This is a genomic window from Nonomuraea sp. NPDC049400 (assembly GCF_044466425.1).
Taxonomy (GTDB): Bacteria; Actinomycetota; Actinomycetes; order Streptosporangiales; family Streptosporangiaceae; genus Nonomuraea.
The window spans coordinates 1-11,234 of record NZ_JBITMP010000109.1; the positions used below are offsets into that span (position 1 = coordinate 1).

General features: G+C 67.2%; 12 protein-coding genes and 2 pseudogenes. 9 read left to right on the forward strand and 5 right to left on the reverse strand.

Going from position 1 to position 11,234, the window contains the following annotated elements:
* Window positions 1-450 precede the first annotated feature (450 nt).
* Complete coding sequence (locus ACIBVN_RS59500) at window positions 451-591, reverse strand: hypothetical protein (RefSeq protein WP_397151593.1); 141 nt, start codon at window positions 589-591, stop codon at window positions 451-453.
* Here ACIBVN_RS59500 and ACIBVN_RS59505 point away from each other — a divergent pair.
* The 3 genes and pseudogenes from ACIBVN_RS59505 to ACIBVN_RS59515 all read left to right on the forward strand — a co-directional run.
* Window positions 574-750: pseudogene (locus tag ACIBVN_RS59505) on the forward strand (hypothetical protein); the annotation flags it as partial. The gene ACIBVN_RS59500 and the pseudogene ACIBVN_RS59505 overlap by 18 nt on opposite strands.
* Window positions 751-1,105: 355 nt before the next feature.
* Window positions 1,106-1,429, forward strand: coding sequence for a hypothetical protein (locus ACIBVN_RS59510; RefSeq protein WP_397151594.1), 324 nt, complete (start codon window positions 1,106-1,108; stop codon window positions 1,427-1,429).
* A 64-nt stretch (window positions 1,430-1,493) separates the two neighbouring features.
* Window positions 1,494-1,634: a hypothetical protein gene (locus ACIBVN_RS59515; protein WP_397151596.1), complete on the forward strand. Its 141-nt coding sequence runs from the start codon at window positions 1,494-1,496 to the stop codon at window positions 1,632-1,634.
* A gap of 310 nt (window positions 1,635-1,944) precedes the next feature.
* Here ACIBVN_RS59515 and ACIBVN_RS59520 read toward each other — a convergent pair whose 3' ends face one another.
* A complete protein-coding gene (locus ACIBVN_RS59520; RefSeq protein ID WP_397151577.1) occupies window positions 1,945-2,187 on the reverse strand; it encodes a hypothetical protein in 243 nt (80 codons plus the stop codon).
* 118 nt (window positions 2,188-2,305) lie between these two features.
* Here ACIBVN_RS59520 and ACIBVN_RS59525 point away from each other — a divergent pair, with 118 nt between their 5' ends.
* Complete coding sequence (locus ACIBVN_RS59525) at window positions 2,306-2,542, forward strand: integrase core domain-containing protein (protein ID WP_397151591.1); 237 nt, start codon at window positions 2,306-2,308, stop codon at window positions 2,540-2,542.
* A 435-nt stretch (window positions 2,543-2,977) separates the two neighbouring features.
* On the opposite strand, the gene ACIBVN_RS59530 is transcribed toward ACIBVN_RS59525, so the two are convergent.
* From ACIBVN_RS59530 to ACIBVN_RS59540, 3 genes are read right to left on the reverse strand one after another with little or no spacing between them, the layout of a single operon-like run.
* Window positions 2,978-3,655 (reverse strand): hypothetical protein, encoded by a 678-nt coding sequence (locus tag ACIBVN_RS59530; RefSeq protein ID WP_397151579.1) that lies wholly within the window; start codon window positions 3,653-3,655, stop codon window positions 2,978-2,980.
* A gap of 17 nt (window positions 3,656-3,672) precedes the next feature.
* Complete coding sequence (locus tag ACIBVN_RS59535) at window positions 3,673-6,186, reverse strand: CHAT domain-containing protein (RefSeq protein ID WP_397151580.1); 2,514 nt, start codon at window positions 6,184-6,186, stop codon at window positions 3,673-3,675.
* Window positions 6,176-8,050 carry a tetratricopeptide repeat protein gene (locus ACIBVN_RS59540; protein ID WP_397151582.1) on the reverse strand — a complete coding sequence of 625 codons (1,875 nt, stop codon included), beginning with the start codon at window positions 8,048-8,050 and terminating at the stop codon, window positions 6,176-6,178. Before ACIBVN_RS59540 ends, ACIBVN_RS59535 begins: the two co-directional genes overlap by 11 nt.
* 19 nt (window positions 8,051-8,069) lie before the next feature.
* On the opposite strand from ACIBVN_RS59540, the gene ACIBVN_RS59545 reads away from it, so the two are divergent.
* The 5 genes and pseudogenes from ACIBVN_RS59545 to ACIBVN_RS59565 all read left to right on the forward strand — a co-directional run.
* A complete protein-coding gene (locus tag ACIBVN_RS59545) occupies window positions 8,070-8,234 on the forward strand; it encodes a hypothetical protein (RefSeq protein ID WP_397151584.1) in 165 nt (54 codons plus the stop codon).
* A 5-nt stretch (window positions 8,235-8,239) separates the two neighbouring features.
* Entirely contained in the window at window positions 8,240-8,443 is a 204-nt protein-coding gene (locus ACIBVN_RS59550; protein ID WP_397151586.1) for a hypothetical protein, read from the forward strand.
* Between the two features lie 191 nt (window positions 8,444-8,634).
* Window positions 8,635-8,931: a hypothetical protein gene (locus tag ACIBVN_RS59555; RefSeq protein WP_397151587.1), complete on the forward strand. Its 297-nt coding sequence runs from the start codon at window positions 8,635-8,637 to the stop codon at window positions 8,929-8,931.
* A gap of 216 nt (window positions 8,932-9,147) precedes the next feature.
* Window positions 9,148-10,236, forward strand: coding sequence for a hypothetical protein (locus tag ACIBVN_RS59560; RefSeq protein WP_397151589.1), 1,089 nt, complete (start codon window positions 9,148-9,150; stop codon window positions 10,234-10,236).
* A 197-nt stretch (window positions 10,237-10,433) separates the two neighbouring features.
* Window positions 10,434-11,234, forward strand: a pseudogene (locus ACIBVN_RS59565) (hypothetical protein); the annotation flags it as partial.

Genomic DNA, 11,234 nt, shown 5'->3' on the forward strand with positions numbered 1-11,234 from the left:
TCGCCTACGAGCACCTACACCAGCAAAGATCGACTAGCCTGACACTGGCCGCATGACATACCCCACCGCGTGTCCACTTCCGTGGGGGAAGGCCCGCCCCCTAATGAGCTGAGGGCGTACGCGTTCACGCTGCCGGAGGCGAACCAGCGCCAGAAGGCCAGACAGAGGCCCAACGTCCGCCAGCACCAGAACGCCCTAAAGCCTCCCAGCAGGCAGCCAACCGGTACGGAGAGCTGACCCGGCTCAACCTGAGTTCCCCGCACCCTAGACACTTGCCCTGAGGTCATCCCCTGATCGAGTGCGAGCCCTGGCTGGCGCGTCTGTCGTCGCGCACCGTGCAGGGTGGAGGTGGGACAAGTGGCAAAGACTCGTGTGCAGGTCAGCAGACGATGCGGCTGCGTGGATGCGGAAACGGGACGCCAGCGAGGGATGACGTGTCCGCGTCTGCCACTAGATGACGACCACGGCAGCTGGTACTTGGCGGTCCAGGTGCGCGGCCTGGACGGGCAGCGGCAGCGCGTCCGCCAGGGCGGCTACGCCGACCCCGAGGAAGCTCAGGCCGCTGGCCGAGCCTTGGCCGCTGCCGACCACGACGGCGCAGGGGCCGGATGCACGCTTGGGCAGTGGCTGGCACGCTGGCTGGCCACCAAGAACGCCCTGCGTCCGTCGACTCGGCAAGACTACGCCACACACATCCGCCTCTACCTCATCCCGCAGCTGGGACGGATCCTGCTCCACCAGCTCACCTCTCGCGATGTCAACGGACTGCTCGCGACGCTGGCGTCCCGTCCCTCGCCGACCGGGCGCCGGTTGTCGCCAGCCACCGTGGTGCGGATCCACGCCACTTTGCGGACCGCGCTGAACGCGGCGGTGCGTGCCCGGCTGATCCCGGTCAACCCTGCCAACGGAGCCGAGCTGCCCCGGCCGCGGCGACCGCATCCAGCGATCTGGACCACAGGGCGGACGGCCCGCTGGCAGCAGGCGGGAGAGCGTCCAGCGGTGGCGGTCTGGACCGAACAGCAGCTCGCGGCGTTCCCGGCCGGCGTGGCTCAGGATGGGCTGTACGCCGCCTGGTGGCTGGCCGCGCTGCGCGGCCTGCGCCGGGGTGAGCTGGACGGATGTCGACCTGCAGGCCGCGGAGCTGACGGTGGCGCAGCAGCGGGTGCACGCCGACGGCCAGGTCGTGACCGGGCCGCCGAAGAGCGCCGCCAGCTGCCGGTCCGTGGCCCTGGACGCGGAGACCGTACGGGTGCTGACCCGGCACCGCGAGCGGCAGGAGCAGCTGAGCGCGACGGCGGGCGCACGCTGGCGGGACTCGGAGTACGTGTTCACCACCGCGGATGGGGCGCCGCTGCGGCCGGACTACCTCACCGGCCGGTTCCGCCGGCTGGTGGCTGCCTCCGGGCTGCCCCCGGGTCCGGCTGCATGACCTGCGGCACGGCGCCGCCACGCTGGCTCTGGCCGCGCACACGGATCTGAAGGTGGTGCAGGCCATGCTGGGGCACGCCAGCATCGTGCTGACCGCCGACACCTACGTCTCGGTGCTGCCGGAGGTGGCCCACCATGCTGCCCGGGAAACGGCCCGGCTGATGCTGAGCGCCGCATCCGCGCTAGGACGGGATCTCAGCGTGTGACTCAGCTTTGCCTCACATCTGCCCCATGCCGCCACCGAGCGCGGCTACGGCGTGGGTTTCCGCAGGTGGAGAAGCGCGCCCTGCAGGATTCGAACTGCGACCGTCGGATTAGAAGGCGCTATACCAGGAATCCTGCACCCCCACAGCACGTCGGCACTACACATAGATGCGGGTCACCGTGCTCGGCACGTGCTCCAACGCCCCGAACGCTCCCTCAGGTCCCCCATGGGCAGCTATCTTCCGACCTTTCTGCAGGAACCCGCAGCTTCATCACGTCACCGGTTCGCGCTGCTCGGCCGCCTCAAAACAGTTAGCCATGGCAGACCACGGAGCCAGCCTGCGGCTCCGGCTCGAACCGGAGATCGAACGGATACAGCTCCCTGGCGGCGCCCTTCTGATTGATCACCAGGTTGTCGGCGGTGTCGTTGACCACGGTGGCCGCGTTGACGGCGTCCCATCGCACGCCGTCGAAGGAGGGCCGCTCGAAGCGTCCGGCGAGCATGCAGCCGATCTGAACCCGGCCGTACGCGTCGACGCGGTCGGTGCGCAGCACGAATCTGTTGATAGATCTTGAAGATGCGGGCTGCCGGACGCGCTTTTTGATCCGAGATCGGGATGGGAAGCTTCCTGCTTTCGTGGAGAAAATCCTTGCCACCGCAAGTATCCAGACCGTGCTCACCAGTATTCGGATAGCCACGGACGACTCGATCATGAAGCGGTGGGTACAGTCCTGCCGCCGCGAACTCCTCGACCGCTGCCTCCTATGGAATGAGCGCCACCTACGTCACGTACTGCGCGAGTACGAACGGTTTTATAACCAGCACCGAGCCCATCAAGCCCTGGATCAAGCAACCCCGCTGCGCGCCCTCCCAATCCGTTCACGGATCCAGAGCGGATCATCGACCTGAACATGTGCCGACAAGATCGGCTCGGCGGAATCTTTCACGAGTACTCACATGCCGTTTGACCTGCATGGACGTAGTTATCGGCAGGCGCACAGCCGCTTGCCGGTGGCATCCATCAACTCCACATCGTGGTGGTCTTCGGCCCAGTCGTCTCCCATGAACAGTCGCACCCGCACTCCCGTCGATGTCTTCGTTTCTACTGGTCAGCAGCCCGCGAGAGAACCATCGGCGACCTAATGAAGCAGTGCTCACGCCGCATGCGGGCGGGCACGACATCCAGCGATCAACCCTCCCGACCAACCGGCAGGGGCACGGTCTTCGTCAGGACTCAACGTCCAGGAAACCCGAGTGCTCACCTGCCGGCGGCCACTACTCCACCACGGAGTCTGCCGGATGGCTTACTCCCAGAACTCATTAGGGAAAGCCTGTGATGAACGGTCAAAACGCGGGCAGCGATACCAGCTCGACGGTCGCCGCCGCATCTCTGCGCTTGCGTACCGGCACCAGGTTCATGAGCCCGGGCAGGCGTAGGTGAGCCCGCACCGCCATCGACGCTGTCACCGCCTGGCCGACGGGAGCGCTCACCAGCAGCCGCAGTTCCCCGTTGGTGTGGAGGTAGTCGCCGCCGTGCGCGGTGAAGTCCCAGTACGCCTTGCGGAACCCGATGCCCGACGCGGTCATCCTGGGGAGGAAGACACTGCTCTTCCTGGCGAGCTCAGGATTGGCCTCAAGGTCCACCGTGCTGAACACCGCGGCGAACTTCAGCCCGAGGCCGACGCGGGTTTCCACGTCCACGGCCCGGCCGTCGACTTCGTGGGGAACCATGTCCTCGATGATCGCATCAGGTGTGCTTGACAGGTCCACCAGGAGACGCGCCCAGGCGAACCGGCACCGGGGATGCGGATGCAGCGCCAGCATCAGGCCGATGTCGTAGGCCGCCCGCCCCGGTTCCTCGGTCTCGACGGTCCGGGGCTGGCGTAGGGAGATGGCCACCCGGTTGTCGCGGCCGAGCAGGCGCAGGGCCCGGTCCTCGACCGGAGTGTACTTCGACCGATCGTCTTCGTGATCGTCCAGCTCGAGCTCGAAGTCCGCGATGACGGCGACGTCGTTGTCCATCCACTCTCCTACCCGCGTCAAAGCCATGATCCGACAAGCGTGAAGCCGGCCCACCGGTCCAACCGGTCGTCCTGGGCGCGGACCTCCAGTGCCGCCCGGCGCAACGCCTCGGCCTTCGGCTCACCGCGGCGCATCGCCGCGTAGAACCGCCTCACGAGGTGATGCGCCCACACGTCGGGGACCTTCCACAGTGTGGCCAGGACGGAGCCCGCACCCGCGAACAACAGCGCGCGCGGCAACCCCATGACCTCCTCCGCGCGCTCAGCGGCCGACACAGCGCTCTCGCAGGCGGAGAAGACCACCAGGTCGAGCTGCGTGGCCCGGATGGCGAGGATCTCGCGGGCGGCCAGCTCCCTGTCCGCCATGCGCACGTGCGAGGCCATGGGGTCGGCGGCGTTGAACTGCGCGTGCGCGGCGACATGGACGGTCTCGACGGATCCGAGCGCGGCCAGCAGGGCTCCGGCGGTGGCATCGGCGCCGAGGCACGGACGGACGTTACACTGGCCGGCTTGCTCGATCGCCTCCTGCCGCGCCCCGGCGAGGTCGCCTGTCGGGTCCCCGAACACGGCCGTGGTCCCGAGCCCGCTGCGCCTGGGGGCCAGCGCTCGTGACCGGATCAGGGACGCGCTTGGGCTGATCACCACTGGATTGCGCGCGAACAGGACATCGCCGCCGAGCTGGACCGCTCCCAGCGGAACGTGGTGGATCGGTCCTGTCGGGGCGACGACGAGGGTGTCGCCCGGCTCGCACAGGTCGGCGAGCGGCGCCACGACGTCACGGAACTCGTGGTGGAATAGGTCCTCCAGGTCGAGGGCGAGTTGGCGCACCTTGGAGTCGGCACCGAAGTTCGCGGCGGTGAACCTGTCCAGCCGTCTGCGATCGACCCGGGAGGAAGCCACCCGCACTTGGGTGTCGCCTGCCCCTACCGCGAGGAACACCAGAGTCTCGTCGTCGGGAAAGAGCAGGTTGACGGCCACCGCTCGGCCGCCGCTCAGCGCCGAGGAGACCTCGGCCCGCGTGGCGGGGCGCGCCTGCCGTACTGCCACGTACTGTTCGGCCTCCGGGGAGAACGGGATCATCGCCCGCCAGACCGCCGCCAGCTCCGCCTGGATGGCTTCGTGCGCGGTCCAGAATCCGGTGCCGCGGCCAGGCGAGGCGCGCAGCCGTCGCCGGCGGTCCAGGAGGTCCCTTTCGCGCGCGACCAGGTCAGCGGGAACGCCGGCCGATGCCACCAGCCTCTCCTCGCCAACCATGTCCAGGAAGGTGCGGGCGCGGAGGGTCTCGACGGTCTGCCACGCGTCGTCAGGGTGGTCGAGTTCCAGGTCGATGGTGGCCAGGGTGATGAGGGCCTGGCTGTGCTTCTCCTGGACCGCGATCCTGGTCTTCTCGTCGATCGCACCGCTGCGGATGCTCTCGGCGTTCGCGGCCGCCAGTTGGAGGAAGCCCCTCGCCTCGGCACACCTGCCGGTGTCTCGCAGGAGCCCCGCGACGCCCAGCAGGATGTCCAGCGCGCTCTCGAAGTCGACCAGGCGCAGGACCCGCCCGTCGGCCGTGGTCCAGGTGTGGAGGACTTCCGGCCCAGCCGGAGCGCTGAGGTATTCCAGTGCCAGCAGGAAGTGCCGGAGGGCGTCGCCGAGGCGCGGGTTGGCGCACAGGATCTCGGCTGCGGTGCGCTCGATCCTGGCGAGGAAGCCGGACTTGTCGCTGTCGGCCATCAGGCTTCTGGCCTCGTTCACCATGTCCAGCGCGCCCCGGGGCAGGCCGAGCCTGCGGTAGGCGTCGGCCATGCCGCAGTAGGCGTAGGCCGTCGTTGCGGCCATGTGCGGATGCACACCCTCGGTGGTGGCGAGTGCCAGCGCGGCTTCGAAGGAGGCCAGGGCGTTGTCGGGCTGCTGCATGTCGAGCCAGTACTCTCCCCGCAGCATCAGCTCGTGAACCTCGCCGTCCGTCGTGGCGGTTTCGCTGTGATCTACCGAGAGCAGGTGCCAGCGCCGTGCCTCAGCCTCATCGCCGATCCGCCACGCGGCGTGTGCCAGGCTCTGGTAGAGATGCTCGGGACCTCCGGAGATACCGAGGATGCGTTCGGCAGCGGGACGCTCGACGACCTGCTCGCTCCTGCGCCTGTCCTGCTCGGCCTGGTAGCGGTCCAGGGCCTCGAGCAGCAGGTCGTACTCGCGCTCCACTGCCCCGTTCATGCCCTCGAGCTGAGCCAGCCCGCTCAACGCGGCATACAGGTAGTGGTCCCTGCCGTATCCCACCCGGCTTGACGAGGGGCCGAAGGAGGTAGGTAGGGCCCTGGCCAGCCGTACATGCGTGTTGGCCCATCGCAGGGCCTCGGCGAGATTTCGATCCTGATCGCGGTAGGTGGCCGAAAGGGCCTGGACCGCGACGAGCACCAGCTCGCGTTCGGGCGGCGCCAGGGTGACGATCCGCGATTCCCAAGCGTCCGTCCCCGCGAGTTCGAAGACCTCCTTCATGTCCGGGCGGGCGCGGATGCTCGCCAGCAGCTGGTCTCCGTGCTCACTGCTCATGGTCGCTCACGTACTGCAGCATGTCCTGGGCGCCGCGGTAGTGGGGGTCCAGGGCCAGGGCCTGCTCGTAGCAGCGCTTGGCCTGCGGCAGATCGTGCTTGTCTTTCAGGATGGCGTCCCCGAGGAGCCGCCAGGCCTGAGGCGTCGGTCGGATGGCGATCGACTCCCTGAAGTGCGCGATCGCGAGGCTGTACTTGCCGAGCATGAAGTAGGTGCTGCCGAGGCCGAAGTGGCCGGTCTCGAGGTCGGGTTCCATCGCCAGCGCCGCCTGGAACTCCTTGATCGCGTCCTGGTAATGGCCCTGCCGGAAGAATCGCTCGGCCTCGACCAGGTGTTTCTGCTCCGCCGAGAGCGGACGTGCCTGTGCGGGAAGCAGCTCCAGGACCTTCGCGTGCAGGTCGAGATCCTTCACCTGGAGGTCGTCACGGAAGGCCGCCCCCTCGTCCGGCCCGAGCCCCAGGATCACGGCGGCCATGATGTGCTCCTGGACCTCGCCCGGTGGAATGGACGGATCGACCGTCAGGGTGCCGTTCTCGTACCGGGCGAAGAGACGGCGTTTGGGCAGTATGCTCTTCAGCTCCTCCTCCATCTGGCTGGGAGGTGGCATCGCCAGGGGCGATTCACCGCCCGCCGCATCCAGCGCGCGGACCCACGCCGGCGTCTCCAAGTCTCCCGCCCTGAAGCCCATCATCACCGTCGTCTTGAGCAGCTCCACCCGCTCCTGGCCCGTTCGAACGAGCAGCCTGGCCTTCAACTCGGCCTTCGCCTCGTCCCAGTGACCGAGTTCGTGGAGCGTCCTAGCCAGCTCGACAAGGGTTTCGTCACGCTGGTCCCCTTTCGCGGTCATGTCGCGCAGGAGTGCAAGCCGCGGGTGCCAGTCACGTACGTCCCCGAGCATATTGACCAGCATGTCCAGTTCCTGGGTGGCGTCGCCAGGCAGGCCGCGTAGCCGCTGGATCCAGCGCGCGATCGCCGCAGCGTGCCCGGGCCGCGGCAGCGCTCCCACCATCGCAGCGCGCAGGACGGTGAGACCATCCTCGCTGACCGGGAACCGCAGCGACGGAATCCGCCCGCCGGCCATCAGTTCTCTGGCCACCTGCACGAGCGCGATGTGGTTCTCCACTGCATCGGAGATCCGTCGCCCGCAGCCGCTGTCGGCGCTCTTCACCTGCGCGACCGCCTGCCGTAGCCCGTCGACGTCGGCCCCGTCGCGGAGCTGTATCGGGTCGATCTCGCTGATCGCGGCCGCCAGAGTGGACAGGGCGGCCGGGAGCGGGGAGCGGAGATCCCGGTACGCGACGGACGCGCGTCCGAAGTACCGCCCGCTCTGATCGATCTTCCACCGCAGCGCGTATCCCACGAGGAAGTACCCGGCGGCCTGCGCCTCGGGACTGAGATGGCCGATCGCGATCAGTGCCTGGCCGATCCACTCCACATCGTCGCGGCCCGCCAGCACCTCGGAACGAGCGACGCCCAGCAGCCGCGCCCAGTGCAGGTAGAGATCGACCTGCCGATCGCGGACGAAGGCGCGCAACTCCTCCGGCGATCGGATGGCCTGGGCCTCCCGGATCACGTCGTCGACTGCAGTGTTCTGATTCTGCGCCGCCAGGTTCAGGCTGCGCGCCCACTCCTGGCCGATCACCACGAAAGGCATCGAACACCCCCATGCCAGGGTCCGGATCATCAGGGTAGCCAGCGGGTCAGGCGTTCTGCGGTCTTTCTGATTAATCACCACGACGACCGCGAAATTTGGCTCTGGTGCACTCCCTGGAGAGCGGTTACCCGCTGTAACATCTGATGTCGGTGGTGAATCTGGGGAGAGTGCCTGGTTGGTGGAGATCTCGTAACTCGGCGCACATGGCATCCCGCTGGACTGGCTCCATATGACGTTGCAGGGCGTGGGGTTCACCGACGAGGTGAACGAGGAGACCCCGAACATGATTGCCGCGGCCGTGAGTGAGCGCGTCGCCGAGATCGGGTCCGTGCAGGTCACGTTGGGGCCCCCGTCGTGGACCCTGAAGGCGTCAGCCTCCCTGTCCGTCCCGTAGAAGCCGTGGCTGCGGTACGACGTGCCGTCCGCAACGGCATCGCCGACGTGTGGGGCGCCGCCCGGGTGCCCGAAACGGAAGACGGGTTCGTTCCGCACGTGAGCCTCGCCTATTCCCGCATCAGCGGGATGCCGCTTGCGCCGATCCGGGACGTACTCGCCCTGTGGAGTGCCAATATCCCGTTCATGGGTCTGACCTGCGAAGTCTAGGCGATCGGCCCACCAGCTTTGAGCACCCACTCCAACCCGCTTAAGCGTTTGCTCAACAAAATTTGGGCGATCGCTCAGGTGGTGATCGAAGGATCGTTGGAAGTACCTGGTCAGCGTGATGGCGCAATTGTCGGCACCCACACGATCCACAGCCGCGTAGCCCGAAACAGGGTTACGCCGTCATCCCGTACGTGATCGCCTTCACCAACGAGCTGGTTGCAGATCGGATCAGCTTCGAGCCGTATGCGGGCAAACTGCGTCTGACCTTCGAGAACGCCAATGCCGGCGATTGGGTCAGACGTCCATCGGCCAAGGCGTGGGAACCCGGCATCCTCAGCGCCCGCGTTCACGATCTACGCGATAGTCCAGCCCGTTGCGGCCCGGAACGCATGCGGACGCTGCACGTACGTCGGCAGTGGCTGTGTATGGACAAGCTGCTGTGCCAGGTGTGCGCCCGTCCTGCGACCGACCCCTCTGTGTCACCCTGACGGCCGATGGGATCGCGGTGGCCACCCTGGTGGGGATGTCCCTGGGCGAGGGTGAGCTCGACGACCGCTGGCTCCACGCCGTCTACCTGCCCGCGCAGGCCGTCAGCGAGAGGCTGGCCAGGCTCCGCGGATGAGCGTCCCGCTCACCCGCTGCGGTGATTCGGCATGTTCCTGTTCATCTACGGCTTCTCTCTCGACCTGCTCGCTTCCTAGGCCATGCTCCGAGGCCAGGGCATCGGCGACGACAGCGCTAACGACCTGCCTTCGAACCTGGCAGGCCACGCCATGACGTCGAAGCGCTTCAGCATCGACCGGGGTACCCCACGTCAGCGCCTTGCGATGGACAGGGAACGCATAAGGGCTGAAGATTGCCGGGTGCCGTCACCTCCGCGCGGACGCGTGTTCAACTGGATCATCGTCGCCTCAGCCCTTGCCGGTGTGGTTGTGGTCGTGGTGCCGGCTCGCCATCAATGGGGTCTGTGGCTTGCCGGCAAACCGGTTGATACGCTGCCGCTGTTTTGGGACATGCCCGTTCTCATATGGGGCCGGATCGGCAAGGTGCTGCAGTTCGCGGCGGGTCTGGTCGCCATTATCGATCTGCTCGATCACCACAAGCTGCGCGACACGGGACGGCAAGCCGGTCGGCGGCTGCGGGAACGCAGGGCGCAACAGCAGCTCAAGCTCCGCTCCCAACGGCTGTTGGCTCTGCGGCGCAAACTCTACGATAGTTTTATCGACGTCCAGCCTGTGGGGGGCCTATTCGGGGATCCCGTCCTGTTCCTCAATACCCGCCCGCCGACCGACTTCGGCCCAGTAGCGTTCTTCGCCCCCAAGGACTACCTCGGCTTCCGCGAGCGGGTGCTGGCAGGGTTGGACGTCCGCACCGGTGGCGGACTGTCCAAAAAAGAGGCCGAGCAGATCCGCGAGCAGGTCGACGTGTTTCTCAAGGAGCACTTGCCACCAGAGGACATAGCCCTGTCCGAGCAGAGCGAAAGAAAATGGGGGGGATTGACCACGCTGGTCTGCGCGGCCTTTCTAGGCAGCGTCGTCTACCACTGGATGGCTGGGCCCATGCTGGAGTTGATGCTCCTTCATGGCGTGCTCATAGCGGGCGTCTTGACGCTCCTATCGCCGGCGGGGCCCTACGTCGCAGCCCTGCCCGGCCTGGCCCGCGAGGTGCCCGCACTGCTGGCCGGATACCTCGCCACGCACCTGCTCGACCGGACCCACCCGCTGCACGCCTTCCGCAAGATCGCCGTGGTGTTGTTCATCATCGGCTTCGGTCTGGACCTGCTCGCCTCTTGACCGGCACGCGCCTCCAAAGCCCGAGGCCATGCTCGGCGTCACCTCGACTAGCCACCCGGCATGCTCACATCGATCTCCTCGACCACGTTCCCGTCCAGCGTCCAGTTACGGCCTGTGCGGTGCCAAAACTCACCCATGGCATCTGATCTGGCCTTCTATCCTCGGCACACGTGTTTCTACGCCTGCTGTATCTGCTCATGGTCCGGTTGTTCGGCTGGTTGACGCTACTCTTGCGGGGCGACACCTACAAGGACGTGGAGATCTTGGTGCTGCGTCATGAGGTCGCCGTCCTGCGTCGTCAGGTCGCCCCGCCACGACCAGACTGGGCCGACCGGGCGCTGCTGGCCGCGCTGGCGCGACTGCTGCCCACGCGGCTTCGCCTCCATCGGATCGTGACGCCGGGCACCTTGCTGGCCTGGCACCGTCGCCTGGTCAGCCAACGCTGGACCTACCCAAACGCGGCCGGACGTCCACCGATCCCGGATGCGCTGCGTAACCTGGTGATCCGAATGGCCAGACAGAACCCACGATGGGGGCACCGGCGGATCCAGGGTGAACTGCTCGGCCTCGGCCATCAGATCGGGGAGGGCACCATCCGCCGCCTCCTCACCGCGGCCGGCCTCGGCCCAGCGCCACGCCAGATATCACCGACCTGGCGACAGTTCCTCACCTCCCAAGCCTCCGGCATCCTGGCCTGCGACTGCCTGCACGTCGACACTGTCTTCCTCAAACGCCTGTACGTCCTGTTCGTCATGGAGATCGAGACACGCCGCGTCCACGTGCTGGGCGTCACCTCCAACCCAACGGGCGCATGGACCACCCAGCAAGCCCGGAACCTGCTGATGGACCTGCGTGAACGCGCCGGCGCCTTCAGGTCTCTCATCCGGGACCGTGACGGCAAGTTCTGGCCCGAAAACACGGCGTTAGCCAACGCGTGGCAACATCTCAGCGGCGTTCACGCCGCTGAGATCGGGGTCTGGCTCTTCGGTTGGAGTGCT

Excerpts from the sequence above, each read along its gene's own strand:
- ACIBVN_RS59515 (WP_397151596.1), top strand. The coding sequence starts at position 1,494 with ATGCTGGGGCACGCCAGCATCGTGCTGACCGCCGACACCTACGTCTCG.
- ACIBVN_RS59545 (WP_397151584.1), top strand. The coding sequence starts at position 8,070 with ATGACGTTGCAGGGCGTGGGGTTCACCGACGAGGTGAACGAGGAGACC.
- ACIBVN_RS59540 (WP_397151582.1), bottom strand. The coding sequence starts at position 8,050 with ATGCCATGTGCGCCGAGTTACGAGATCTCCACCAACCAGGCACTCTCC.
- ACIBVN_RS59535 (WP_397151580.1), bottom strand. The coding sequence starts at position 6,186 with ATGAGCAGTGAGCACGGAGACCAGCTGCTGGCGAGCATCCGCGCCCGC.
- ACIBVN_RS59560 (WP_397151589.1), top strand. The coding sequence starts at position 9,148 with ATGCTCCGAGGCCAGGGCATCGGCGACGACAGCGCTAACGACCTGCCT.
- ACIBVN_RS59530 (WP_397151579.1), bottom strand. The coding sequence starts at position 3,655 with ATGGACAACGACGTCGCCGTCATCGCGGACTTCGAGCTCGAGCTGGAC.